Source organism: Niastella soli, assembly GCF_017742245.1.
GTDB lineage: Bacteria > Bacteroidota > Bacteroidia > Chitinophagales > Chitinophagaceae > Niastella > Niastella soli.
In genome coordinates this window covers 350,158-374,927 of record NZ_JAGHKO010000014.1, presented here as the reverse complement: position 1 = coordinate 374,927, position 24,770 = coordinate 350,158, and the positions used below count along the sequence as shown (strand labels likewise).

The window sequence follows — 24,770 nt, the reverse complement described above, 5'->3', positions numbered from 1 at the left end:
TTTTGGATATGGAAAAGCTAATTCATTTTACATATAGAATATTCGCTGCATTTTTTTTAATGCTTGCAATGGGTTGCGAAAAGTTTGTAGATGCAGGTACTCCGGTTACAGCGACCGTTTCGGATGTCGTTTACAGTAGTGATGAATCTGCAACGTCGGTGTTGACCGGTCTTTATACTGATATCAGCGCTGGAGATATCGTTTTCCCGGGAACAGTATCTTCGCTGTCTTTATTCTTAGGGTTATCGGCTGATGAACTAACGTTGTCTCCTTTAGGATTTGAAGCAGATCGTGAGGCGTATTATACAAATAGTTTAGGAAGTAATGTTTCGGGATTTGAATACTGGAAAAAGTTCTATGGATACATCTTTCGCTGCAATGATGCAATTGAAAATCTCAATAAGGTCCAAAATCTGACTCCAGCCGTAAAGCAACAATTGCTTGGAGAAGCAGCGTTTATGCGCGCATTCTTATATTTTTACCTTGTTAATCTGTATGGCGATGCTCCTTTGGTCACCTCAACAGACTATAAAGCTACCAGCTCATTAGCTCGCTCATCTAAAGACGATATAAATAAGCAAATAATCTCCGACTTAAGACAGGCCCAGGACCTCCTGAGTTCAGACTACCTGGATGGTAAGTTGCAGCCTTACACAGGAGGCACGGAGGAAAGAGTCCGTCCAACCAAGTGGGCTGCTACCGCGCAGCTGGCCCGGGAGTATCTCTATACAGGTGATTGGCAGAATGCGGAATTGCAATCTACCGCTTTGATAAATAATCAGCCGCTTTATGACACTGTTCCCTTAAATGAGGCGTTTCTAAAGAATAATAAAGAAGCCATCTGGCAATTGCAGTCAGTGAGTAACGGGCCCACAGCGAATACTTTCGATGCGGTGACTTTCATAATACCGCCAACTGGTCTTTCAGCATCTAACCCGGTTTATTTGAGTGATCAGCTGTTGAATAGTTTTGAACCCGGTGACCAACGGATGTTGCAATGGGTAAATAGTACGGATGTTTCCGGAACGAATTATTATTATGTATACAAGTATAAAGAAAACCAGGATGGCGCACCGGTTACAGAGTATTTAACCATTCTTCGTCTGGGTGAGCAGTATTTGATCCGGGCCGAGGCGCGGGCCCAATTGGCCAACCTCTCCGGTGCTGATGCCGACCTGAATGTAATTCGCACAAGAGCCGGACTTCCAGCCTATGCCTCCGTTGATAAGAATTCTTCCTTAGCAGCTATTTTACATGAACGACAAACTGAACTGTTTATTGAATTGGGCGCCCGCTGGCTCGATATAAAAAGAACGGCAACTGTCGATGCTATTATGCCTCCAGTACTTGCCGTCAAGGAACCAGGTCTAACCTGGCAATCATATAAACAGTGGTTTCCCCTTCCTTTATCGGATTTAAAAAATGCCCCGAATATTCACCAGAATGCCGGGTACTGAAAATTTTCAATTCTTCCTTGCTGGTATCGCTGTTATGCACCATTAATAGGGTAGCTATTGGCGTATGCAGTATAATATCTCTAAATTCAAATAGGCACAATGAAATTATTGCTTTTGTTAATTGTTATATTTCCTCATCTCGTAGCTTTTCCCCAGAATAAGACCAACAAAGTGAATTGGAAAAGTGATTCAGATTGGGTGAACCTTAGGAAAGAGGCGTTAACCACAAACCGGTATATCTTTGTTGACTGTATTGCCAGTTGGTGTTTGCCTTGTAAACAAATGGACCAGAAAGTGTACTCAAAAGAGGTAGTGATCAATGCATTGAAACCTTTGATCCCGATAAAACTCCGTATTGATACGATAAAGACAAAGAACATAAAAAGTGGGATGACTCGCAATGCTGCTAACGGTTTGTCACGCCAGTACCATATTGAGGAATTTCCCACGTTTCTTTTTTTCTCACCAACGGGCGAATTGGTACATAAGAGCATTGGGTATAAAAATGTGGACCAATTCCTTCAGTTAATTCAAAATGGGATCGATTCAAGTAAACAATACTATACGCTTAAAAAGAAGTATGAGGTTGGGACAATTGCACTTGCAGCCATTCCCTATCTGGCACAATGCGCCAGGGAAGTTGGTGATACCTCTTTTGCAAACAGCGCCGCATGTAAGTATATTGATTCTTATCTCACAAACAATCCAGAGAAACTATTTACCAGGGATAATTTAGGTTTTATCCGTGATTTTATCCATGTTATTCACTCCGGCACAAAAATATTCCCGGAACTGTTAGCGAATGCTTCCAAAGCTGATACCATATCTGGCGATCCGGCCTTTTCAAGTGACATTATTGATTATGTTGTTTGGAAAGAACAGATCAAACCACCTTATGATAGTTCCAAAATAAGTGGCAAAGAACCGGCGTGGACGCGGCTTACAGAAAATATCAGGGCTCAATACGGTGAAGTGGTGGCTGACCGGAATGTGTTGAGTGCGAAATTGAATTGGTTCAGTTTTAAAAAAGATTGGCGAAAGGAGCGGGAGGTCTTTGTGCAAAAAGTTGAAAAGTACGGACTGGATACATCCGGCTTCAAGTGGGTTGTTACCAATAACAAAATTTGGAAACTGTTCGTTGAGCATGTCAGTGATATGGCTGAATTAACCAGGGCTATTTCCTGGATGGAGATCATAAAAAAAGACCATGTTGATCCTTCCATCATTGATACCTATGCAAATTTGCTTTATAAGGCCGGAAAATTTAAAGAAGCCATTCAATGGGAAACGAAAGCTGCCGCGGTGGAGAGTGATCTTGCGCAGGCAGATAACCGCCCGTATGACGAAACGTACGAGCAGACCTTGCATAAAATGGAAACCCGTCAACTGACCTGGGACTAGAGCGCTTTCAGTGCTGGTTTTATGTTAACAGCCAATGCGGCTCCCGCAAAATTCGGTAACTTATATAAAATAGCAAACATCTTAACTAACGTATACATGGCAACTGTTATCTTATCCAGCTGCGTTAAGCTGCAATTCGGCAACTACCTCAAAACGTTTCTCTTATTTGGGGTTATTTTTTTAAATACTAGGTTTTTAATTGCCCAGAAAAGATCAATTGACGTAACGGAATTGGGTAATTGGCTTTCAGTAAGTAATCCCTGTATAAGCAATGATGGTGAATTCGTTGGCTATAACACCGAAGTTCCGGCAGGTTATACTACACCAAAAAAAAATGTGACTTTGATCATTCGTTCACAGAATGGTACCTGGAAGAAGGAAATTCCAAATGGTCAGAATTTTACATTTTTAGAAAATAGCCGGTTTGGGGTATTCACGGTTAATGATAGCCTTTATATGATAGAGATAGGAAAGGATCCCGTTAAATTTGTTGCGGATGCAAGTTTATTCGACTTTCCGGCTGCGGGCCAGAATAACTGGATAGCATATCAATTGAAAAATGAAACAAAGGATGTTGTGCTCCGCGATGTAGCCTCGGGCCAGGAGCGGATCTTTCCTAATGCTGAATCTTTTGCGTTTGACAGGTCCCGACAACATTTCCTTATACAACTCAACGATAGCAAAGACTCTTGTAAATGCACGGTGTTGAAACTCCTCTCGTTACCGAAAATGGAGACCAAAGAGATCTGGTCAAGCGATCTGTTAAAGGATGCAAAGGTCAACCCCTCGTCTCTTATTTTCGATGGCCGGGGCAAACAATTATTATTTTCAACTACAACCAATGATTCGCCCGAAAGTGCAACGATCTGGTATTATAATACCAGTATGGACAGGGCAAAGATCAAGGTCTCCGCGCAAACAGCGGGGATTTCAGGTTATACGATAGGTTCGATAACCGGCTTTAGCCAAAATGGAAAATGGATCTTTTTTAACCTGCAAGAACCCTGGTCAAACAAGATAAAAGACAGCACTGCCGCCAGTGTCGATCTATGGTCCTATAAGGATGCTATTTTACAGCCTGCCCAGTCGGAATTGCCTGCTACTAAAACGCTGACTGCTGTAATGCAGAGTAATGCCGATGCGGCTTTACGGATATTCGGCGAAACTGATAAGATTGAAACATTCCCTGACAAGATAACGGGCGATTTTATAGTGATAGCTGATAATTATGTTTTTCAACACAACTACTTTCCGACCTGGTGGAAATGGTCAAAGCAACCCGTATTGTCGGTAATGTCTTTAGTCGACGGACACAAGATCCCCATAGGAGGGAAGGATTGGAATCAAAATATAGGTACTGCTGGGTTATCATTTTCCCCCTTGGGGAAATATTTGATATTTTTTGATTCAAAGATTGGTAGTTACTTTTCCTGTGAGCTTGCTACAGGTAAGATCATAAACGTTACAAAAGGAGTTTCAGTTAAATTAACGGATGATTTTGAGTATGGGGAGTATAATTTGAGGTCCCAGGTTGGTCAGGATATCTTTTGGTTTACAAACGATAAGGCGTTTATTATTTATGACAACTACGACATGTGGAAGATCGACCCTGCAGGTGGGGTTGCGCCCAGGAACCTAACCCGGGGCTATGGGACAAAAACGCAGACTCAACTAAGACTGCTGCATGAACCAACATTGGAAGAACCAATTGATGATTTAACTGACAGGGTGTTATTGGTCGGCTTTAATATCTTAAACAAATACAATGGCTTTTATCAAGGTTTTTTAATAAGGAATATTGATCCGCAGTTATTGACAATGGGGCCTTATACTTACTATCATGCACCCTCACAAGCACCGGCAAAATATATTGGCTTTGATGAAGGTATGGAACCTTTAAAAGTAGCCAATGCAAAATGTTGGCTGGTGAAGCGGCAGTCAGTCACGAACGCGCCGAACTATTTTATAACCCGGGACCTGAAAACCTTTACTCCGGTTAGCGATATCCAGCCGCAGAAAGACATTAACTGGATCAATGGGGAGCTGATCACCTGGAAGGAAGATGACAGTTCCATCTTGCAAGGAATACTTTACAAACCGGAGGATTTTAACCCCGATAAAAAATATCCTGTTATTATCCATCATTACAGGCGGTTTTCAGACCGGTTATATGAGTTCCCCATGCCCAATCTCACCAGAGGAGATATGAACATACCCTGGTTTGTAAGTCAGGGTTATTTGGTATTGACCCCTGATATCCACTTCCTGCCTCCTGAGAAGGCTGGAAAGGGTACAAGTGAGCAGGCTTACAATGCTATTATTTCAGCTGTGAACTATCTTTCTAAATTATCTTATATCGACACCAAACGACTGGGCATTCAGGGGCACAGTTTTGGCGGTGGTACAACCTCTTACATTATAACAAAGACTTCAGTGTTTGCCGCTGCTGCCGAAGCCTCAGGGCTAACTGATCTTGTCAGTGGTTATTCAACCCTTATTCCATTTTACCCCCCTGGAACGCGGGTGGAAACTATGGATAAACAGTTGACGCTTGAAACTCAAATGGGGGGGACGCTGTGGGCTGAAAAGGATAGGTATCTTGCTTCCTCTGCAGTGCTGAATGCTGATAAAGTAAAAACCCCATTGCTGATCATGCATAATAAATTGGATGGGCAAATACAGTGGCGCCAGTCGGTGGAATTATACCTGTCTCTTAGAAGATTGGGACAAAAGGTCTGGATGCTCCAATACGATAATGAGGACCATACCGTTATTGATGATGTGAATGCCCTGGATTATACGATCCGGCTTACACAGTATTTCGATTATTATTTAAAAGGGAAATTGCCTGCAAAATGGATGACAGAGGGTGTCCCGGCCAAATTGAAAGGAATTGAAACAGGCTATGCACCTGATGAAAGCGGGGCAAAACCATAGCAGAGATCGGAGCAGCCGGCACCGGACCATTGGTTTCAATCTTAATAAACAAGTTACAAAAAAGCAGGCGCCAAATGCGCCTGCTTTTCTAGGGCAATCTTAGATTATTATTGGTTCTTGTATTGAACGGTTGTGCATGCGGCGCCACTTGTGAAGCTTGCTTGTGTATCAGTAATGGTAGTTCCATTATCTACAACTTTCACAAACACATTGCATGTTCCGTTGCTGCCTCTGTGATAAAGATTTTTTGTGCTTTTGAAAGCTAATGAACTTCCAACTACTGCAAATACAAAAGCTGCGGTGGCAACAAATCTTAAATTTTTCATGATAAGTGTTGCTTTTTTTGATTAAAAAAGCTAAAATTATTGATGTAATATGCCTACTCTTTTATAATGGTTTTCGGCTTTTCCATGCCAGGATTGCTCTCCTGTTTTCATTACCTATGATGCATCAGATAGATAAAGAAAGAGTTTATGTGGTGATGGATGTGTGTTTCTTATGTTGAAACTGCCTTTTTAATGGTTGCTGGCGATGTTTTTCCCAGGTAAATACATTTTAGTTTTTTGTTCTTATCATAGATCACTAAATAGGGGACCTGGGTGGTGGCAAAATAGTTTTTAAACGAGTCATTCGCATCAACACCTGCCTGAATACTGCGATGGTTTTGGAGGTCAAATTTTGAATAGAATTTTTTAAACTCGGAGAATTTGGAAACGCACACCATAACGATATTAAAATCTGACAGGGGCTGCTTATCCGAGATCAACATCCGGGTCTCAGCGCGACAAAATGGACAGGAAGCTGCGAAATAAAATAGTAAGGTCGGCTTTCCCGTTTTGATGCTATCTGTATGGAAGACTGTCGTGCTGTCAAATCCCAGCAATGAAATGGGAGGCATTATTTTTCCTGTCAGTGTTGTCGATTTTGGCTTCTTACTATAGCAACCGGCAATAATGACCATGCAAAAGATAATGATAGCTTTTTTCATAACCCGCCTCCATTCCTTTTGATTTTTTTAGCCAGGATGATCCCCGTAAATGCCAGTGCTATCAGCGCTATATTTACAACCAGGTGCGCCTGCCAGGAGAGGGCTTCCATTATGCCGCCGCAACTACAGGGAAGTTCAGTGCTGATGCTTAATAAAATGCCCACATAAGCCGTGAAAAGGATCATTAGTATAAATGCTGCATACAAACCCCAAAGCCTGTATTTGGGTATAAACAGCAATAGCGATACAATGAACTCAGTAATAGGAAGCCCCCAGGCTACTACGGGTGCAACAGTACCAACTATCGGCGAGTCGTATAATTGTTCCTGGAATACATCAAATTCCATCAGTTTTGAAATGCCCGTGTATAAGAATAGGATAACGAACAAGAGGGCAATGATCTCAACAGCCAGGCGTTTCTTTAGCCAGCTCAGGGTAATAATTCGTATTAACAAATTTCTTCTGGGCGCGCCTTCATTCATTAGTATGTTTTCCATATTTATAAGGTTTTCCCGAAACCAGTGCTGGTGAAAAATGGTAGCGTCCATTCTTTCCGCTAAAACGGAGACAATTCATTTAATAACATTCATTAACCCTCGTTACAATAAGTAAATTGCCTCACCAGCAGCTGAGCCCGGTTATATGTATTTCTCTGTGACTGGAATTGATTGCCTGTATAAGTGGAGAATATTGATTCTGCAAGTGGTCTTTTCATGTTTTCTTCCGGTGACAATCAGCCGGAGCTTCATTCATTCTGCAAGCAAGTTACCTCCTTAAAATACGCCGTTCTGGTCAAACTATACTCCGTTCCGGTTTTTGTTTTACTTGCATTAACATGCGGTCGGTGTATATTTTACGCCACTCCAGTGGCGACATGCCCACCAACTTCCTGAATTGCTTTTCTAAACTTTTTAAATGATAGCCTACCTGGCAAGCCACCATTTTTACCGGTTTATCGGTGCAGGCCAGTAGCTCCTTTGCTTTTTCAATCCGAATACGCACAATGTATTCGTAAATGGGTATTTTGTTAATCAATACAAATCCTTTACGCAGTTTACTCTCATTGATGTGAAAACGCCGGGCTAACGTAGTCTGCGCATGCTGGTATTTAAATTCCTTTTCTAATAGTTCTTTCACTTGCTGAATTGTTTCAAAGTCTGATTGGGAAAATTGCATGTGAGTAAGGTTTTATATTAGTTGAATTGACACTGAAAAAAATGCAGGACTATAATAGAGACCCCGGTGCCCCTGCTGGAAAGCGCGGGCAGGGCAGTCTCTTATATCCAATTATTAAATAAGCTTGTTAAGTTTATTTTAACAAAGGGATAAGTTGAAAGAATACGTTCTTACAATGAATACTGTCAGTTTGTTTGTTTTATACCATAGTACAAGTTGGTATAGCTAATGAAATCTTCGGCCTTGTTTAAATGCGTGTTGACTTCATGCATTTCATTATTAGTGTTCCCGGCCCAGGTGCAGTTGAGGTGTTTGGTAAATTGCAGGTCGCGGTCCCCGTCCAGCATGCAGATAACAGCCATTTGGCCCCGCTCGTATAATTCCAGTAAATTGTCTGGGCACAATTTCAGTAATTGTTCCAATTTCGAAAGCTTCAGTAATTTCAGGAGATCTTCTAAAGTGTTAACTTCCTGAAAGATCTCAAGCGAAACGTTATCTGATGATTCAATGCCAGGGAAGTCAGCACATATGTATATCGTGCTATCTGTATTTAAATAGAATGCTACACCTAAAGGGTTTTGGTAGGAAGGCAGTTGGTTCTCCAGAAATTCCAGTAAAGGCTGTTTTTTTTTTCATATCAACAAGTTTAAGTCAATGATGGAACTGACTAAAGGGTGCCGCCGGTCCTGAAGCAAGTTACACGCTTAAAATTGGCGAATCGGAACAATTAATTGGCGAAATGGGACTATTTTAAAAGCGGATCTGCTATACATGTACTTTATCGTTATTGCTTTTGATGTGCCGCCATTCCCTGGGCGTATAACCGGTGTGTCGTTTAAATTGTTTGATCAGGTTACTGTGGTCCAGTCCCAATTTACAGGCGATGGTGTCAATGGGCAGCTCCGAATATTCTAAGAGTTCTTTTGCTTTTTCAATCCGGATACAGGTAACAAACGAATGGATTGTCTTTTTAAAAAGCTGTTTAAAACATACTTTCAATTTGTTTTCATTAGTACCCACCTGCCGGGCAAGCAATTGTATGGTTTGATGTTGCGCATAGTCTTTTTCGAGCATTGCTTTTACCAGCTGGCACTTTGTAATATCTTCTGTGGTTACATGCACTTTTTTCATTTGGATAAGTTTTTAGTGAAGGTCGGCTTGGGACTACATGATGCGTCTCATAAGGTCGTGGTGGGTTAGTAAGTAACGGTATTCTTATCCAATAGCTGTAAGCGTTATCACTAGCGTGCGGGGTTGTATGATTGCCTTTTCAAAACAGACAGCCGAAGTGGTGCCTTGACATGCAAGTTAAAGAAGCTAATTTTACATTTTTAGAGTAATTTATTTATTTTTTTAGTTTAACATTTTATCTTTTTCGGAAACGGACCAGCGTATTTCTTTCAGGGCATGTTTGTTGCGGTGAGGCCTATCTGCCAGCCGGCGAAACTTTTATTTATGGTGTTTATTTTAATTTAATCATTCAGTTCCTGAAAAGGTGGTGATATGGGTGCTTTACTGAAAGGGCAGACGGCAGAAGGCAGACGGCAGAGAGGAATACACCTCAGCGCGGAAGAAGGCAGACGGCAGACGGCAGAGAGGAATACACCTCAGCGCGGAAGAAGGCAGAAGGCAGACGGCAGAGAGGAATACACCTCAGCGCGGAAGAATGCAGCAGCAGACTACAATGACGCTCCGGCGAGTCGGAGTGCCGCATTACCTAAACGACATTGTGTTTTAAGGAATCCCCTCCTGGGAGGGGGAGGGGTGGGTATTGTCTTCAGATTATAAAAAATTGCCGGCCTTTACAATGAAGATCTCAAAGTAAAGTCGCAACTTGCGCAAAAAATCAGCTGAAACACGATATGGAAACGAATTATTTTGTAAAGATCCATGGGCTGGGCAATGAGTATATTGTACTGGACAGCCGCCATATTAGCTTTACAATCGACGATAAAGCCATTAAAAGAATTTGCAACGTAAACTTTGGAATAGGCTCTGATGGCATTCTTTTGCTGGTTGCTTCCGATAAAGCTGATATTGGGTTACGCATCTATAATCCTGATGGCTCCGAGGCTGAAAAAAGCGGGAACGGACTACGTATTTTTTGCAAGTACGTTTTCGATCATGGCATTGTTGACAAAACAACGTTCAGCGTGGAAACAAAAGGCGGGATCGTGAAGGCAAAAATTGATGAAGTGGTAAATGACCGGGCCAAAATTGTGACGGTTGACATGGGAAAAGCAATCTTTGACTCAAAGTTGATCCCGACAAACTTTGAATCAAGCCAGGTTGACAATGCCCTTATTGATGCCGGCGGAAAATCCTTTACCGTAAACTGTGTTTCAATGGGCAATCCGCATTGTGTTATAATCAAAGAGGAATTGGTAATTGAGGAGATCAAAGAGTTTGGGCCATTATTAGAAAACCATCAAATGTTTCCCAATAGGATCAATGTACAGTTTGCGAAAGTGATCAACCGCAATGAGGTAGAGGTGCTGATCTGGGAGCGGGGCGCCGGATTTACCCTGGCATCAGGAACTTCTTCCTGTGCAGTGGCAAGCGTGTTGAGAAAAAAGAACCTGGTTGACGAACATGTTACCATCAAGATGTTAGGCGGACAACTGACTATTCATGTTGATGCTGATTATGCCATCCGAATGACGGGGGAAGTCCGCGAGATCTGCAGGGGCGTCCTGAGCAAGGAACTTATTGAAGATTTCAGTTAGCGCGCTAACTGAAATCTTCAATATCGCTTTATTTCGTTTTAAGCTTGTCTGTACGTAAACTAATGATCCGTAGTGAGGCCAATAACCTGATCACCGGATAAACGGGATCTATTTCATGCCAGCGTTTACCAAAGTTAATAGCACTTGGACTTTTGTGATGGTTATTATGATAGGATTCGCCCAGCATTAAAAAGTCGACCGAAAGCAGGTTTTGCGAGGTGTTCTTTAATTTGAAATTGGTATATCCGTATTTATGGGCAAACCAGTTGATGATGGCGCCATGAAGCGGTCCCATAACAATTACAAAAGGCAATAACAGCAGCCACCAAAGGGAAGGACTTAGCCAAATAAATAAGGCTGTATAGCCAAGGATCCACAAGATGCGGGAAAAGGTAGAGTGCGCCCATTTGTCAAATGCCGGCCAATCAGGCAGGTTACGGGTAAATTGCTCTTCTACTTCAAATTCCCCTTTATAGATGCTGCTGTAGATCTGTCTGGTGCGCACCATCATTTGCAACATATTGCGGGAATACTCCGGGGAATGGGGGTCTTTTTCGGTATCTGTATAGGCATGGTGCATCCGGTGCATAATAGCATAAGCACGCGGACTTAAATAAGACGAGCCTTGTGTAATGTAAGTAAAGATAAAAAAGGTCCTTTCCCAGAATTTATTCATGGTAAATGCCTGATGAGCGGCGTACCTATGTTGAAAAAAGGTTTGACAAAAAAGAGAAGAATACCAAATAGCAATAAAAACGATCAGCACCCACATAATTTTAATTTTTGAAATAGAACATGCGGAAAACTGATTCTTTTCGAAAGCTCTATTAAGCTGGAGTGAAAGTAAAAAAGTAATACGCGAAATCTATTGAGGCGCAAGTTACAGCAAATAACGTTAATGAGATACCAATTCTGCCATAAGTATATGGGGTAATTGATCAACAAAATATTTTGTATTATTTTGTGCCAGCTACTTTTTAATTCCTATTTACCTTAAAGTGTAATAATGTCAGCGTCTAAATCACCAACACCACCATCAACCCGTATCAGGGATCACATTCCCCTCCGCGTTCAATTAACCAGCTTACTCCCATTTGTGATCATTGTGCTAAAGCTGTTCCGGGTACGGCCGGTAGCAGGCTGGTCGTGGAAATGGGTGTTGTCACCATTTTGGATCATTGGCATTGTCGGGGTAGTTTATATGTGTGGGATGGCGGCTATTTTTTATTTCGCCTCGCGAACGAAAAAGTGAATGCAGGTATGGATGCTCAGAGTCCATAGGTAAAATGATATACCGCGTAGCCGTTGATCAATTTGCCAAAGACAAATTTCCTAACGAACCAGGGAAGTCTTATCAAGCCCAGGTCATGTATAGCTTGCGGCATCCCGGTCACTGATCTTTTTTTGTATCCCTTTGCAATGAATATACGATCCGGTTCATCGGAGATGTCTTTGAAAATGGCCCCATTTTCGAGCAGTTTTTGGTAGATCTCCCCGCTGAATTTTTCAAAAAATCCTTTATTCATCAGGTCGCAAAAAAGTACATGGCTTGGGAAAAGCGTGGTTAATACGGTGAGCATTGCGTTTCGTTGTTCATCGGTGAGGTACATCAATACCCCTTCTACAATAAAGACCACATGAGGTCTTCCGCTATAAGGCTGTAGTTTATCGGCCAGTTTTTCTTTTTCAAAATCTATAGGTATTCTTTCAAGCGGGTTCTTACATTCGTTGATGGGCAGGGTATTATTTTTGTGGGCAATGATTGCTTCTTCATCAATCTCTATCCATTTTCCGCCATCCAGCCGATAAGCACGGCTGTCGAGCCCCGCTCCAATTAAAATGATCGTTGCATCGGGATGAGCAGCCAGTTCTTTTTTTATCAATGAGTCAATGAGATAATGTCTTGCCGTATTACCAGCATTTGGCCGGGTGAATTGTTTAAACTCCTCCCAGTAAGCAATTCCTTCTTTACCAAGCAGGCGCTTTGCATAGTGATCACCAATAAGAGGTTTAGCAGATTCGGCATCCTGCATACGAACACCACCACAATAATAAGCGGTCTTTGATACTGCTTTCATGATAGAGGGTTTTGTATGGTAAAGGTACAACCTTCGTTTAACCTGATTTAAACCGCTTGCATAGCTCGAAATTTGACAGTATATTTATCACATAGCCAATAAATTGCCCCTAATGAAAACTGCCACTTTATTTCTTCTTATTAGCTGCTGTTACGTAAGTTGTAATTACGAATCAATCAATGAACCACAGGAAGAAACAAATTCAGACTGTGAATATGAGGATGGTACACATTCCTCAACGGTCGACTATTATAATCCTGACACGGGACATAAAGCATCATATGATCTGGAGGTAGAAGTGCAGGATTGTGAAGTGGTTCAGATAAATTTCCCCAAAGGCGGGTGGCTGGATAGCGATCATATATCACCCACCGCATTGGATGAAAATGGAAATGCTACTATTGAAGATGATCAGGGCAGAACATGGGAGGTACATTTGAATTAACAGTAAGAACTGTTTCGCGACTAATCTCATTTCCTGAATTCCTTTGGCGTAGTACTATTGAAGCGCTTGAAAAAATGAATGAAATGCGCCGGCTCTTCAAATCCCAGGCACTAGGCGATCTCTGAAATATTCCAGTTCGTATGTTTTAACAAGGCACGCGCTTCCTGCGCTATGCGCTCGGCGATTACCTGCGTGGTTGTTTTGCCCATTACTGCTTTTACATTCCGGTTCAAATGGTTCACATGTACTGCCAGTTGTTCGGCAAATTCAGCTGGAGTTTTTAATTTTAGTTGCTGATTTATCAATTCTATAGGAAACTGTCTTTCCAATAATTCAATAAAAATGGCCGTGGTTCGCATAGCCGCATTGCCCCTGGTTTCAGTTGCTGTAGCGGAAGCGGCTGGTGGCATTTTCTGTGCCTTGTGTACCAGTTCGTGTACCAGATTGCGCAGTACATCATACTTGAACTGGTAATCCGATGCAATTTCGGTCAACATCTGTTTAAAGGTGTCTGTCACCGCTTGCACAGTTGTTTCATTTAATATAAATACCTTATCGCCTCCTGGTTTGAAAACCGGATATTCTTTTATGTTACCGAAATGGCTAAAGAAATCTTCCGTGAAAATGCAAAAATAACCGCATTGGTTATCATCCAGCGGTTCCCAACTATAAGGGATCATGGGATTGCCAAATAGCAAAGAATAATTCGGGCAATCAACCGTTTTGTCGGCATAATGTATCCGGTTGTTTCCAATAAGCAAGGTGATCTTGTAAAAGTCTTTCCGGTTGTAGGGGAGCGGTTTGGCATTTTTCCCCACGAAAGGGTCTAGCTTAAATACATTGAAATGACCGAGCCCTTCTTTCAGTTCTGCGGGAATCCACTTGAATTTCGATTTGTAGAACTCTTCGAGGGTTTGTGCTCTTTCCATACACAATGTTACAAATAATAAAAAAAAGTCCCAAGGCGGTGGCCGGGACTTTCATTGTATTAATAATCGGTTGAAAAGGTAAGGTTTTTTAGTTCGTCCAGCGATCTGTTTAGATCATCGATCTTTCCTTTTGCCCTGTTATAAGCATCCGAACCAAGGAACAGTCTGGTCGGCGGAACAGGCATTTCGGCCAGTTCAATAAGTGCGGCAGCGGCTTTATCCGGATCGCCAGCTTGCGTACCGTGCATACTCCGGTATTTTTCGTGCGAGGTCCGTACCGAACGATAATCGCTGATGCTGTTTTGGATAAATACCAGCGAATTGTCAGAAAGGAACTGGGTACGAAAGCACCCGGTGCCACTACAGTTGCATGAATATTAAGTTCTTTTAGGTCCTGCGCTAACACTTCGGTCATTCCGGTCAATGCAAATTTTGTAGCTGCATAGATGGCCCAACCAGTCGCTGGGGCAAAACCGGCTATGGAAGAAATGTTGATGATATGTCCACTCTTTTGGCTGCGTAAGAAAGGAAGGGCCGCCTGCATCACATACACGGGCGCAAAAACATTTACATCAAAACTTTGTATTAATTCCTGTTCCGAAAATTCTTCTACGGTGCCGCCCATGCCATAACCGGCATTGTTCACGATCACATCCAGCCGGCCAAAATGCTGCACGGTATCTGCTATTGCTTTATTAACAGCAAGCGGAGCGGTAAGGTCTACACCAAGGGGCAAAAACCTGTCAGAAGTAACCCCTGTTGATGAAATAAGCTGCTCCTGGTTCCGGGAGGTTGCTGCGACCCGGTATCCTGCTTCCAGTAATGCTTTCGTTAATGCAAGTCCCAGCCCTTTGGAGGCGCCGGTAACAAACCATACCTTTTTGTTTTCTTTATTATTCATTGTTGCTGTTTTTTTGTTTGTACAAGATCATTCCGGCATGATAGAGTATACCATTTTCAAAATCACCGTCGGCTGTAAATCCCGTGTCATCCTGGTATTCGATGTGATTCCCATTTACCCGGTACTGGCCCAGATATGCGCTTTTTCGGTTGCCACGTGCTTCGTCGTACCGGTTTCCGGGTAATAGTTGGTGTTGAATAAAGCCATCGCTGGTTACCCAGGTGCCAAGGTATTCCTGGCTTTCTTCCATGGTCATTGATGTTGTTGCCATAATCGTTTTTTTATTGCAACAAAATTACATACTGGCCGGGCGCCTCCTGTTACTGGTTTCAAACGGAAAATTGCGTAAATCAAACAATCGGGGAAGCTTGTTGCGGGAGCGTGGCACTTCAAATATGGAATAATTTATACTTGTATGTTAGGCAATTGTGATGCTTCCCTGGCATGCAACGAATTACCAATAGTTTGTTGTCAAGTCACTTAAACGCTACTGCCTTATGACTTGCAATTATTCATTTTTTTTAACCGGTCTTATCTTGATAAATACATTATTTATATCCTGTACAAAAGACGATATAAATTTTGAGCGCGACTATGATAAAAGTTTTAGCGCATGGTCAAACTTCAAGAAAACCTCAGGGAATTCTTACAGATATGAAGTGGTGGGCGGCAGCTGGATTGGCTATAGCTGGACGACAATTATTACCATCACTGAGGGAAAACCCACGCAACGTTATTTTAAGTTATCTATTCCAGGCAGTACTGTGAATATTCCTGCCGATCAACTGGAATGGACTGAAACCGCAACTGAATTAAATACGCACACGCAATCGCTTGCTGCTGCCCCTGTAACGCTGGACGAAATTTATGACAAAGCGAAAAGAGAATGGCTCATCAAACGAGATAAAGTACATGTATATTTTGAAACAGCAAACAATGGAATGATCTCTTCGTGTGGTTATGTTAATGATGGCTGCCAGGATGATTGTTTTAATGGCATTAAAATTTCATCTATTCAACCGCTATAGATGGCAGCAAAATGCTCCCTGCTCTCCCGAGGTGACGGAAGGGAGTATTCAATCTCTTATTATTATCAGCAACACAACTTATTGGGGATTATCACATTCAAAAGACCTTTACTACAGCCAATGCATTATGCTTTTTATCAACTGGTTCAATGATTGCTCGTTTTTGGTGAAAGAATTCAATTCCCAATCCGACAATAATTGAATGATCAGGCTGGTGGTCAATAACAGGCATTTGCAGCTGCAGGTTCTCATGTAGTTGCAGGGATCGATCCAGTATATCAGTCTGAACCGGTTCAACCGGAAAGGTTTCTTTTTCAAAATGCACTGAGGCAACCATGGCAGTTAGCCTAAAAGTGTTTGCACCGCTTGCTGTATCTATCATGGCTTTGGCAATGAATGAAGGAATGCTGATGGTTGTCAGCATGGCCGTCTGATTGAGTGTAATCGAATAAGGCGCCCATAAAACATTTTGGAGGCTTGTGTCCCGGTTAAAGTTAAAGCCTTCCAGAATGCCTAATATGCCTGCTGGTACTCTGCGTTCGCCACGTTCATTCACGGAGTCACTTTGCAGGATGTTAAACATTCTTTTGGTAAGGCGCCCTGAAACATACCTGTCGGCTTTATTTTTTAACCCCAATGCAAAGGCTAACCGCAGCAGGCGGTTGGCTGTACACGCACGGGAAAACTCGGCGTTATTTTGCCGGGTAAGTTCAAAAAGAGGGTCCGCTAGCACTCGCCTTCGGTTTACTGTACTTTTTTTCTTTTTCATATTGTATTGTAAGGTTGGTTAAGAGGTAGAAAATACCACGCCGGTATTACGTGATATACTCACAATATAGCCATTTTCCGCCGGAGGGGTTGCACTAGTCCTCTATGTGGGTTGCACCGGCTCCCTGCTACTCAGTGCAACCCCCAATATATATCAGTGCACCCCCCCCAGGCATATTCGTATAATAAGTAACGCTTATGCAGTCTGTTTAGGGGGCTTTACAGGGAGAGCGATAGGTTTAAATAGTTGAAAAATAACAAATTGTTATAGCCGGGACGCGTAAACAAAATGAAATGGTTGTATTATCCCATAGGGTGTTATTTATTGCACGCGGTAAACAATATTCGAAAGGTGGTATTTTCCTCTCCCGACAGGTCGGGAGGGGCAGGGGAAGCCCTGCTGAAGTTACGCGAGGTAAATTGGAATCGCGAGGAGGTCTGCTTATGCGAAGTAAAAATAGAAGGCGGCTCTCTGCCTTTCATTCCGACCTGTCAGGTGGACTTTATCCCACTGATTGCTATATTCTCTGCTGTCCACCTTACAGGTCTGCGACCGTAAGGGGAGGCCCTGATGCAGTTGAGCGAGGAAAAAATAAAAGGCGACTCTCTGCCTTTCATTCCGACCTGTCAGGTGGACTTTATCCCGCTGATTGCTATATTCTCTGCTGTCCACCTTACAGGTCTGCGACCGTTAATAGCGGCCAGTTTTCCCTGGCAACAGCCTGGTGTTTCGCAAAGCAGCTTCCATAACCTGTTCTATCGATACAGCTGCCTTGTCAGCAATGATGGCAGCGACAGCCCGCGCTGCCTGCGGATCACGTGCTGCGAGAAAACGGATGACCTCACGAATGCCGATCTTTTCGAAATAATCCGGACCCGGATCGCCAGGGTTAGGGTGTGGTAATTCAAATTTGGGGATCTGATCAAAGGCGCTTTGAAAACGCTTCCAACAAGCGGCGGAAGCCGCCTTGTAGTCATCGTCCCATTCAATACCCAGATTGTTAGCGTGAACGGTAGTCTGCAAGGTTCGGCTTGGATAGTAGTTTTTCATCACCGACGGGGATGTTTCTGCTACTACAACCTCAAGATCAAGTGTAATGCCTGCGAAGGGACTGAGTACCGTTAGTTCCAGTCTTCCGCTGTTCACCGCGTATTGACAGTCAACCGGGTGTAAGGAAGGTGAATTCAGGTTTTGGCCGGTATGGTCCCGGCAGGAGACCTGTAACGTTATTGAGTTATCAGCCGGAGTGAGCAGCACGTTTTGTAACTTCCATGAATAACCTGGCGCCTCATAGCCAATTGAACGGGCCCGTAACACAAAAAAGGTATGGTAAGTTTTGGTCCTATACCTGAACACACGCTTTAATTCAATAGGGCAGGGGGCTATCAGCCCCCGCTTCCAGTCACCGGAGGCGATCAATTGGGTGTCATTGAGTTGTTCTTCGAACAGTAGCCGGAAATTCTGCCAGGCATTGCCCCCGCCGATACTAATATTCGCCCAGGACAGATCAGGGGCGAAGTTATTCACCCGAATCACAAATCGCCCATTAAAGGAGTGATAGTCGAGGTCGCCTTTTACATCCTCCATGTCTATGCGATCAATATAATGCAGGCGTGGCGTGTTGGTAGCAAACATGCAGGGGTTCCAGGCGAAGAAATTAGCTGAAAGAATGATGATCGATGTGTTGCCGATGCCGTGGTCATATGAATTGTCGCGCCGGCGCAATTCGAGAAAATAAGTATCGCCACCCGGGACAATCGGCGGTACTACTGCTAATACGGTCCGCCGGTTTGGCCATGCTGCGATCGCCACATCTCGTGCGTACAAACGCACATTGACGGGGGTGTATTCATATGTTGTTGTGATGTATGAAACCGTATCGGGATGATTGAAAACGCCGTGCGGATTTATTGGGTTGTACTGATTAATGTACAGGTGTGCAGTAGGGATGTATGGCCCAACCCTGTTTTGCGGGTTTTCTGGTCTGTCGGCCCCTGGTAAATTGGGGTTTAGTGTCCGGGTGAACCAAAGATCTGTAGTAAGCGCGCTCATCACCGAATAGGGACATTGGTATTCGTTCGTCGTTTTATCCAGTTCATGACATAATCCAAACGTATGACCCACTTCCTGGCAAGCCAGATCAAACGTACTTTCAATATCAAAAACCGCCGCCATAAGATGATTCCCGTCAGCCGTTTGGTAAGGTCCGCCACCGAAAAGATCAGTGTGCTGCGCAAAGTAAATAATACAACGGTCGAACTGGCTCCAGGTTGGATGAAAAGCCTGTTCGGCCGCTGCCAGCACGGCATAAACCAGCTGGTCGCGATCGACACCTGGGTTATTAATTATCAGTGGGGGAAAAACGACATTGGACATGTCTGCCTGTTGGAAGGTTGATACCTTCCAATAATGCGCCAGGCTGAACGGAATAGCCGGGTTCAGCCAGTTAGTGGCGACTGTATCAGACCAGACCTGTTTAGCTGGTGTATCAGGCCATCTCACCCGAAAGAACGCAATCATAACCGCCTCCTTTATTTGTAAATAAATTACAAAATACCAGGTTCTCAATCGGTATCCGGCACCGTTTAAACACCCCATTTTTGTTGGTCTGAACTGGGATTGTTGGGATTGGGGGATGGCTGGGAGAGAAGACCTGTAAGAACTTGTCCGCCTCTGGCGGAGGCTCTGATGCAGTTGAGCGAGGTAAAAATAAAGGGCGGCCCTCTGCCTTTCATTCCGACCTGTCAGGTGGACTTTAGCCCGCTGATTTTATATTCTCTGCTGTCCACCTTACAGGTCTGCGACCGTAAGGGGAGGCCTGATGAGATTTCGCGAGGTAAAGTAAAAGGCGACTCCTTGCCTACAAGACCTGTCAGGTGCAAAACATCTCTCTGTCTGTGCTAGCTCAAATGATGCACCTTACAGGTCTGCTGACTGCCCATTGCCTATTGCCTATTGCCCATTCCCCCATTCCCCATTCCCTTTTGCCCCTTTGTACTATAACGCACCACGCCTAACGAAAAAAAACTGACTATAGTCATGAATTGACGACGATCAAGTTACTTGGCACCCTGTTCTATAATATCGGAAAAAGTCCTAAAATTGGAGACTCTTATCCAACCCTAAACCGTTATTCCTATTAAACGATGCTTCGTGCTGCTTTGTCCTTACTATGTTCTTGAAACCCTAAATACCATAACCATCTATACGCGTATACGTATACGTATACGTATACGTATACGCAAAGCATAACTGGCATGTTTAAACAAAATTTCTTTTTGTTTAGATAAAAACATTTGACATATTGAAAGCAGGTCAATCTTCAGATGATTTATTGGTTAAGCGATTCAATGAGGGGGATGCAAGGGCGATGAATGAGGTCTATAATATGTACTTTAAACACTTATATCATTTCGCCTGGCGTATTACCCAAAATGCGCCCGAGGCGGAGGATATTGCCGTAGTTACGCTGGAAATCCTTCTCCGTCGCAACGCCGATTTTGTGACCATGACCAACATCAAGGCGTTTCTCTTTATTACCGTAAAAAATAAATGTTTAAAATACCTGGATGCTACCAAACGCCACCAGGCATCCGAAAAGGAATTAGGCACCCTGCAGGATGAAAAGGATGATTATATTCTTGCCCAAATGGTACGTAGTGAATTTTTGATGGAGGTGTATAAGGAAATAGAGAACCTGCCGCCTATTCGCAAAACGGTATTTAAGTTACTCTTCATAGATGGGCTCGACTCCCAGGAAATAGCCCGGCAGCTCAATATGACGCCGGCAGCCGTGTATGTAAATAAAAACAAAGCCCTGAAACAACTCAGGAATGTGTTGTTTGACCGGAAGTTACTGACCGTAATTGCAGGGCTTTGTGGTTTGCGGTCAGTTTAAATTTGTTTTAGACAACGTTTTTGAATCATTGATCCGTTGTAACTCAGGCAACAGTTTCTGCCTGATCACATCCGGGGCATCCAGGGGAAAATCTTCGTCCTGTAAGAAGGGGAGGTTTTGGGAAAAGACATGCTTTTTTAATGATACCGCCACCGATACCGCCATCCGGTATAATTCCATTAAATGCAGATCGCGGTCGGTGAAGATGTCAAAGTCGCAACCGGCGCTGGCTACCTGAAAAGGGTTTTTGTCCAGGAACACTTTGAAGTCATAATTCACCATTACCATTATTCGTTGGCGGTCTCTTGGGGGGGCATTGTACTTTTTGGGGATCACGGCGATGTCAATATCTACTATATTATTCTCGCGAAGCATAGGAACGGTGGGGACTTTTATGTCCGAGAAATAGGTGGGACCTACCTGTACGATCTTTAACATGGTAAATTTGGTTTAATGGATTAATTGATCCATTAATTTAAGAAGATATTGGCAGGTATGAGCGGTTTAATGTGCTTGTTATTAAGAAGTTGACGATTGTCAAGCGGGTGTTATAGTTTTGAGGAGGGTGAGGATAACGCAAACGAAAGCCAGTGCTATAAGAATTACTTTCACTACACCTGGGGTTACATGGCGCGACTTTACCTTTACCATATTCAGGATGTTTATTTCGAAGTTCTCACCTTTTTCATACAAAATACACACCGTTAATGGATAATAGGTCTGATCACGAGCTGTGAACCGGCTAGCTACCTTTAAATGACCATCAAATAAGTAAATAAATTGCCTGAAAGCAGCAATGGTAAGGGAGAATTCGCTTGTTGGACCTGGATATTAAAATGTGACTATCTGAAGAATGGGCGCAAAGTAAAGGTGCTGAAGGGAAATGGCAAAAAAGTGGGGGAGAAGTTGATAGTGGTCAAGTGGAAGTAGTGTCAGGGGCGGAATAGATAAATATGATACAGGAGACTACTTATTATAAAAAGGGTCTTGTTGGTTTTTATTTTGAGTTCATTTGAACCCGTATGGTTGATACGACATTTTCAACAGATGAAGATTTTATGGGTACTACAAGTTTGCCGGACATGTCCACTGATCCATAAAATTGTCCTCTACCAACTATGAAGAAAAGTTGATTTTTGTAAACAAAAACATTTTTATCGATAAAATCATATGCGCATTTAATGATTGTGTCGCCTCTTTTATTTACTACTCCATATTTGTTATTAAGCATAATTCCGTAATAATCGCTCTGACTATCATCATTTTCTAAGGTTTGATATTTTTCTGGGATAGAATCTCCTTGACTTATAGAATTTTGTATTTTAAAACTAACGTGGTTAACGGTTGGCTGTAAACTAACTCCCTTATTGACTGTTACTAAGTCAATTATGTTTCCAAGTGGGTTAACCAATTTGTTATTTAAATTGTTTGCGATATTATATTCTTCATTTGCGTTTAATGAGTCATTGTTTCCTAATAAGGCGGTTGCTAAGTTGAAATGTAAATAAGCATTTTCTGGATCATGGTTGATACCCGACTGGTAAGATTCGATGGCGTATATGTAGTTATTGGCTTTGTAAAAATTGTTTCCAATAAACAACGCGCAATAAGATTTTAGCTTTTTATTATCGTCAGTTGAGACTAAAGAGGAGCAGTGTTGGAATTTTATTGTGGATTGTAAAAAGTTATTAGAGTTGCTATATAATAATCCTAGTATAAATTCAGAAACAGCCTGAGCTTGATACTCGATAGAAAAATTAATGAGATCGGGATTTTGTAGATTTATAATTTTTTTGTTTTGTATTCCGATTGGATTAATATTCAAAAAGTTATTAAGGTAGATGGAACAATCAAACAATTTTGACTGATTGCTCCTTTTACCGAAAACAAGAAGCCCTTTTTTATAGCAATTAGAGCTAAATAGTTGATTTATGCTGTCCTGATATGACTTATTCCCTGCATTTATGAATTTTTCGGTTCTAATTGTATTAATGGTATCTGCATTTTCCAATTCAGTTTCTAATAGCGTGAATAGCTTATAGGAGAAGTCATCATCATTAGAGGTTGTAAAGCTTGTTATAATTAAGCCTATGTTATTTGCTGTGTCATTGCAATTGTTGCCTTTTGATTGGAAATAGTTAATGGCATGATATACAGGGAATATCCACAGCAAATAGCTGGCAATAATAAGTCGTTTTACATTTTTTATTTGTGTATTAGATAGCCTGTTTGCAGTGACGCCGAATGATTGTTTTTTGGATTTGAGTAAGTTATTGCAGATTCCAAGGTTTATTAAGAAAAGGCCGATGCTTATAACAGCGATATTGGACTTTGAGTCAAAAACACTTGCTATCAGGGATAAAAATCCAGCCAAAATTGAAACAAGTCCCGTTAGTGTTTGAATTACATTTTTGTATTTTCCTGTCTCTGATTTTATAAAAGTAAAAAGGTTTTCCATATGGTTTAGGGGTTAATGCCTTAGCTATCGTAAGTAAACTCATCTGATTATTACCTAAGCTTTCCCGTAATGCTTATTTTACATCGGTGATTATAGTGAATGCAAACGCAATAGATTAGTAGATATTGTATTCTTAATTAACTTTGAAAGCCTACAATAAAAAGGCTGCCCTGTATTTTGCCAGGCAGCCCTTTTAGTTTTGAGATAGGTATCAATTAGTTTAATAGCGTCCCTTTTTCGCCATCATAAAAAGTAATTGTCTTGTGTAGTGGCTCGGTGAAATTAAAAATGTCATCCAGGCTTGTTATTTCGTTTTTTGTTTCTTTTTTCAGTTCATCAAAAATGCCAATGTACTTTTTTGACCCATTTAAATAAAGCCTGCAGATGGTCTTTCGGTTATTGTCATCCAGTAAGATGGCAAAATAAGACTGTGCATCCCGGTAAACAATACGATTGGATTTTACTTTTTGACGCATAATTGTTTTCACGATCATAAACCCTTCCAGTTCGGCTTCTGTTGTTTCAATCCGGGCATCTTTCGCGTCTGGTTGATCATTCGCAGGTTCTTCTTCTACGGTTTTCTGCTCCTCATTTTCTTTTTTAAGAGCTGATTTTAGCCTTTCGGTTATTAGATCGTTTATGTATTGCTGAATGGACTTTTTTGTTAGTCCGGAAAATTGCTCCATCAATCTGGATGTTAAAACGCCATTGTAGATCTGTTTGGCAAAATGACGAACAAAACCCTCTGATGGGTTTTGAAATTCTGCATTGATAAGCACCTTCAGCTCGTTCATGTATTTAAGCTCGCTAGCGGTATTCTGTATGCTGCCTACATCAAAATACGATTTGTGGAACTTTTTTAGTTCCTCAACCTGGTTGTCTTTAATGTCTGTTACGTTGAATTCAAAGAATGGTTTTTCGTCCATTTTATTCGGTTCTACTAGATCTGAGTAGAATCGGTATACAATGCCATTTGATAAGAGTCCAAATTTGGCGGGTGTAGTATGAAAATATCGGAAAAGTTGAGAATTGTGTGGGTCAAGGCCTTCGCCCCAATGTTTACATTCTACAAGGATGCAGGGTTCACCATCTTTCATGATAGCATAATCAACCTTTTCACCTTTTTTAATGCCAATGTCGGCGACAAATTCTGGCATCACTTCAAAGGGGTTAAAAACATCATACCCTAATGCTTTTATAAAGGGCATGATAAAGGCATTTTTAGTTGCTTCTTCGGTTTGGATTTGGTCTTTAAGTTTTTCAACTCTATCACCAAATAGTTTAATCTCGTCTTTGAAATCCATGATGAGGGGTTTAAGGATTTAAATAATTATGATTTCTGTCAGTTGGGTTTCGAGATTACAAACAATTATTCTGATTTAAAAGGGTGTTTTTCACGTTTTTTATTAAAGAAATACAAATTAGTAACTGGTGTGTGGGGGTTTTTATTACGTTTAGGCGAAGATGTTGATTATGGTCAAGAAGAATGTCGCCAGAGCCTGATCGTGCGAGTTTGTGTTTTATCTCCCGAGGGGGTAGGTGAAAAATAAAAGGCTCCTCTCGAATCCGACCTGTCAGG

General features: G+C 42.1%; 24 protein-coding genes. 8 read left to right on the top strand and 16 right to left on the bottom strand.

The genetic code is table 11. The features are described 5' to 3' along the window. Positions 1 to 8 precede the first annotated feature (8 nt). The 3 genes from J7I42_RS30495 (at position 9) to J7I42_RS30485 (ending at position 5,795) form a co-directional block, all read left to right on the top strand. Positions 9 to 1,457: a RagB/SusD family nutrient uptake outer membrane protein gene (locus tag J7I42_RS30495; RefSeq protein WP_209143436.1), complete on the top strand. Its 1,449-nt coding sequence runs from the start codon at positions 9 to 11 to the stop codon at positions 1,455 to 1,457. Between the two features lie 99 nt (positions 1,458 to 1,556). Then, positions 1,557 to 2,858 carry a thioredoxin family protein gene (locus J7I42_RS30490; protein WP_209143434.1) on the top strand — a complete coding sequence of 434 codons (1,302 nt, stop codon included), beginning with the start codon at positions 1,557 to 1,559 and terminating at the stop codon, positions 2,856 to 2,858. Positions 2,859 to 2,954: 96 nt separating this feature from the next. Next, a complete protein-coding gene (locus tag J7I42_RS30485) occupies positions 2,955 to 5,795 on the top strand; it encodes an alpha/beta hydrolase family protein (protein ID WP_209143432.1) in 2,841 nt (946 codons plus the stop codon). Between the two features lie 107 nt (positions 5,796 to 5,902). Here J7I42_RS30485 and J7I42_RS30480 read toward each other — a convergent pair whose 3' ends face one another. From J7I42_RS30480 to J7I42_RS30455, 6 genes are all read right to left on the bottom strand, one after another. Then, positions 5,903 to 6,121, bottom strand: a complete 219-nt coding sequence (locus J7I42_RS30480) for a hypothetical protein (protein WP_209143430.1) — start codon at positions 6,119 to 6,121, stop codon at positions 5,903 to 5,905. Positions 6,122 to 6,291: 170 nt separating this feature from the next. Then, positions 6,292 to 6,783: a TlpA family protein disulfide reductase gene (locus J7I42_RS30475; protein ID WP_209143428.1), complete on the bottom strand. Its 492-nt coding sequence runs from the start codon at positions 6,781 to 6,783 to the stop codon at positions 6,292 to 6,294. Further along, the gene (locus J7I42_RS30470) at positions 6,780 to 7,280 is read right to left on the bottom strand and encodes a MauE/DoxX family redox-associated membrane protein (protein WP_209143426.1); all 501 of its coding nucleotides are present in this window, start codon (positions 7,278 to 7,280) and stop codon (positions 6,780 to 6,782) included. Before J7I42_RS30470 ends, J7I42_RS30475 begins: the two co-directional genes overlap by 4 nt. Positions 7,281 to 7,575: 295 nt before the next feature. Next, a complete protein-coding gene (locus J7I42_RS30465; protein WP_209143424.1) occupies positions 7,576 to 7,959 on the bottom strand; it encodes a helix-turn-helix domain-containing protein in 384 nt (127 codons plus the stop codon). A gap of 185 nt (positions 7,960 to 8,144) precedes the next feature. After that, a complete protein-coding gene (locus tag J7I42_RS30460; RefSeq protein ID WP_209143422.1) occupies positions 8,145 to 8,321 on the bottom strand; it encodes a hypothetical protein in 177 nt (58 codons plus the stop codon). A gap of 403 nt (positions 8,322 to 8,724) precedes the next feature. Then, positions 8,725 to 9,090 carry a helix-turn-helix domain-containing protein gene (locus tag J7I42_RS30455; RefSeq protein ID WP_209143420.1) on the bottom strand — a complete coding sequence of 122 codons (366 nt, stop codon included), beginning with the start codon at positions 9,088 to 9,090 and terminating at the stop codon, positions 8,725 to 8,727. A gap of 731 nt (positions 9,091 to 9,821) precedes the next feature. Between J7I42_RS30455 and dapF the strand changes: the two genes are divergently transcribed. Then, the gene (gene dapF, locus J7I42_RS30450; protein ID WP_209143418.1) at positions 9,822 to 10,685 is read left to right on the top strand and encodes a diaminopimelate epimerase; all 864 of its coding nucleotides are present in this window, start codon (positions 9,822 to 9,824) and stop codon (positions 10,683 to 10,685) included. Positions 10,686 to 10,713: 28 nt separating this feature from the next. Here the strand turns inward: dapF and J7I42_RS30445 are convergent, their stop codons facing one another. Beyond that, entirely contained in the window at positions 10,714 to 11,457 is a 744-nt protein-coding gene (locus tag J7I42_RS30445; protein ID WP_209143416.1) for an acyl-CoA desaturase, read from the bottom strand. Between the two features lie 234 nt (positions 11,458 to 11,691). On the opposite strand from J7I42_RS30445, the gene J7I42_RS30440 reads away from it, so the two are divergent. Continuing rightward, on the top strand, positions 11,692 to 11,937 hold the full coding sequence (locus J7I42_RS30440) for a hypothetical protein (RefSeq protein WP_209143414.1): 246 nt from the start codon (positions 11,692 to 11,694) through the stop codon (positions 11,935 to 11,937). A gap of 16 nt (positions 11,938 to 11,953) precedes the next feature. Here J7I42_RS30440 and J7I42_RS30435 read toward each other — a convergent pair whose 3' ends face one another. Next, positions 11,954 to 12,763 (bottom strand): class I SAM-dependent methyltransferase, encoded by an 810-nt coding sequence (locus tag J7I42_RS30435; protein WP_209143412.1) that lies wholly within the window; start codon positions 12,761 to 12,763, stop codon positions 11,954 to 11,956. Positions 12,764 to 12,875: 112 nt separating this feature from the next. On the opposite strand from J7I42_RS30435, the gene J7I42_RS30430 reads away from it, so the two are divergent. Next, entirely contained in the window at positions 12,876 to 13,208 is a 333-nt protein-coding gene (locus J7I42_RS30430; RefSeq protein WP_209143410.1) for a hypothetical protein, read from the top strand. A 110-nt stretch (positions 13,209 to 13,318) separates the two neighbouring features. Here J7I42_RS30430 and J7I42_RS30425 read toward each other — a convergent pair whose 3' ends face one another. The 3 genes from J7I42_RS30425 to J7I42_RS30415 form a co-directional block, all read right to left on the bottom strand. After that, a complete protein-coding gene (locus tag J7I42_RS30425) occupies positions 13,319 to 14,137 on the bottom strand; it encodes a helix-turn-helix domain-containing protein (protein ID WP_209143408.1) in 819 nt (272 codons plus the stop codon). A 109-nt stretch (positions 14,138 to 14,246) separates the two neighbouring features. Continuing rightward, on the bottom strand, positions 14,247 to 15,038 hold the full coding sequence (locus tag J7I42_RS30420; RefSeq protein ID WP_209143406.1) for an SDR family oxidoreductase: 792 nt from the start codon (positions 15,036 to 15,038) through the stop codon (positions 14,247 to 14,249). Then, entirely contained in the window at positions 15,031 to 15,309 is a 279-nt protein-coding gene (locus J7I42_RS30415; RefSeq protein WP_236065616.1) for an Atu4866 domain-containing protein, read from the bottom strand. Before J7I42_RS30415 ends, J7I42_RS30420 begins: the two co-directional genes overlap by 8 nt. 265 nt (positions 15,310 to 15,574) lie before the next feature. On the opposite strand from J7I42_RS30415, the gene J7I42_RS30410 reads away from it, so the two are divergent. Beyond that, positions 15,575 to 16,066, top strand: a complete 492-nt coding sequence (locus J7I42_RS30410) for a hypothetical protein (protein WP_209143404.1) — start codon at positions 15,575 to 15,577, stop codon at positions 16,064 to 16,066. Positions 16,067 to 16,163: 97 nt separating this feature from the next. Here the strand turns inward: J7I42_RS30410 and J7I42_RS30405 are convergent, their stop codons facing one another. Then, on the bottom strand, positions 16,164 to 16,799 hold the full coding sequence (locus J7I42_RS30405) for a hypothetical protein (protein WP_209143402.1): 636 nt from the start codon (positions 16,797 to 16,799) through the stop codon (positions 16,164 to 16,166). A gap of 726 nt (positions 16,800 to 17,525) precedes the next feature. Beyond that, entirely contained in the window at positions 17,526 to 19,355 is a 1,830-nt protein-coding gene (locus J7I42_RS30400; protein WP_209143400.1) for a hypothetical protein, read from the bottom strand. Between the two features lie 784 nt (positions 19,356 to 20,139). Between J7I42_RS30400 and J7I42_RS30395 the strand changes: the two genes are divergently transcribed. Continuing rightward, the gene (locus J7I42_RS30395) at positions 20,140 to 20,733 is read left to right on the top strand and encodes an RNA polymerase sigma factor (protein WP_209143398.1); all 594 of its coding nucleotides are present in this window, start codon (positions 20,140 to 20,142) and stop codon (positions 20,731 to 20,733) included. On the opposite strand, the gene J7I42_RS30390 is transcribed toward J7I42_RS30395, so the two are convergent. From J7I42_RS30390 to J7I42_RS30380, 3 genes are all read right to left on the bottom strand, one after another. After that, the gene (locus J7I42_RS30390; protein WP_209143396.1) at positions 20,725 to 21,171 is read right to left on the bottom strand and encodes a hypothetical protein; all 447 of its coding nucleotides are present in this window, start codon (positions 21,169 to 21,171) and stop codon (positions 20,725 to 20,727) included. The genes J7I42_RS30395 and J7I42_RS30390 overlap by 9 nt on opposite strands. A 559-nt stretch (positions 21,172 to 21,730) precedes the next feature. Beyond that, positions 21,731 to 23,191, bottom strand: a complete 1,461-nt coding sequence (locus J7I42_RS30385; protein WP_209143394.1) for a tetratricopeptide repeat protein — start codon at positions 23,189 to 23,191, stop codon at positions 21,731 to 21,733. Positions 23,192 to 23,406: 215 nt separating this feature from the next. Beyond that, positions 23,407 to 24,495, bottom strand: coding sequence for a type I restriction endonuclease (locus J7I42_RS30380; protein WP_236065615.1), 1,089 nt, complete (start codon positions 24,493 to 24,495; stop codon positions 23,407 to 23,409). Between the last annotated feature and the right edge of the window lie 275 nt (positions 24,496 to 24,770).

Coding starts and splice junctions, on each gene's coding strand:
- J7I42_RS30495 (WP_209143436.1), top strand. CDS start 9: ATGGAAAAGCTAATTCATTTTACATATAGAATATTCGCTGCATTTTTT.
- J7I42_RS30490 (WP_209143434.1), top strand. CDS start 1,557: ATGAAATTATTGCTTTTGTTAATTGTTATATTTCCTCATCTCGTAGCT.
- J7I42_RS30485 (WP_209143432.1), top strand. CDS start 2,955: ATGGCAACTGTTATCTTATCCAGCTGCGTTAAGCTGCAATTCGGCAAC.
- J7I42_RS30480 (WP_209143430.1), bottom strand. CDS start 6,121: ATGAAAAATTTAAGATTTGTTGCCACCGCAGCTTTTGTATTTGCAGTA.
- J7I42_RS30475 (WP_209143428.1), bottom strand. CDS start 6,783: ATGAAAAAAGCTATCATTATCTTTTGCATGGTCATTATTGCCGGTTGC.
- J7I42_RS30470 (WP_209143426.1), bottom strand. CDS start 7,280: ATGGAAAACATACTAATGAATGAAGGCGCGCCCAGAAGAAATTTGTTA.
- J7I42_RS30465 (WP_209143424.1), bottom strand. CDS start 7,959: ATGCAATTTTCCCAATCAGACTTTGAAACAATTCAGCAAGTGAAAGAA.
- J7I42_RS30460 (WP_209143422.1), bottom strand. CDS start 8,321: ATGGCTGTTATCTGCATGCTGGACGGGGACCGCGACCTGCAATTTACC.
- J7I42_RS30455 (WP_209143420.1), bottom strand. CDS start 9,090: ATGAAAAAAGTGCATGTAACCACAGAAGATATTACAAAGTGCCAGCTG.
- dapF (WP_209143418.1), top strand. CDS start 9,822: ATGGAAACGAATTATTTTGTAAAGATCCATGGGCTGGGCAATGAGTAT.
- J7I42_RS30445 (WP_209143416.1), bottom strand. CDS start 11,457: ATGTGGGTGCTGATCGTTTTTATTGCTATTTGGTATTCTTCTCTTTTT.
- J7I42_RS30440 (WP_209143414.1), top strand. CDS start 11,692: ATGTCAGCGTCTAAATCACCAACACCACCATCAACCCGTATCAGGGAT.
- J7I42_RS30435 (WP_209143412.1), bottom strand. CDS start 12,763: ATGAAAGCAGTATCAAAGACCGCTTATTATTGTGGTGGTGTTCGTATG.
- J7I42_RS30430 (WP_209143410.1), top strand. CDS start 12,876: ATGAAAACTGCCACTTTATTTCTTCTTATTAGCTGCTGTTACGTAAGT.
- J7I42_RS30425 (WP_209143408.1), bottom strand. CDS start 14,137: ATGGAAAGAGCACAAACCCTCGAAGAGTTCTACAAATCGAAATTCAAG.
- J7I42_RS30420 (WP_209143406.1), bottom strand. CDS start 15,038: ATGAATAATAAAGAAAACAAAAAGGTATGGTTTGTTACCGGCGCCTCC.
- J7I42_RS30415 (WP_236065616.1), bottom strand. CDS start 15,309: ATGGCAACAACATCAATGACCATGGAAGAAAGCCAGGAATACCTTGGC.
- J7I42_RS30400 (WP_209143400.1), bottom strand. CDS start 19,355: ATGATTGCGTTCTTTCGGGTGAGATGGCCTGATACACCAGCTAAACAG.
- J7I42_RS30390 (WP_209143396.1), bottom strand. CDS start 21,171: ATGTTAAAGATCGTACAGGTAGGTCCCACCTATTTCTCGGACATAAAA.
- J7I42_RS30385 (WP_209143394.1), bottom strand. CDS start 23,191: ATGGAAAACCTTTTTACTTTTATAAAATCAGAGACAGGAAAATACAAA.
- J7I42_RS30380 (WP_236065615.1), bottom strand. CDS start 24,495: ATGGATTTCAAAGACGAGATTAAACTATTTGGTGATAGAGTTGAAAAA.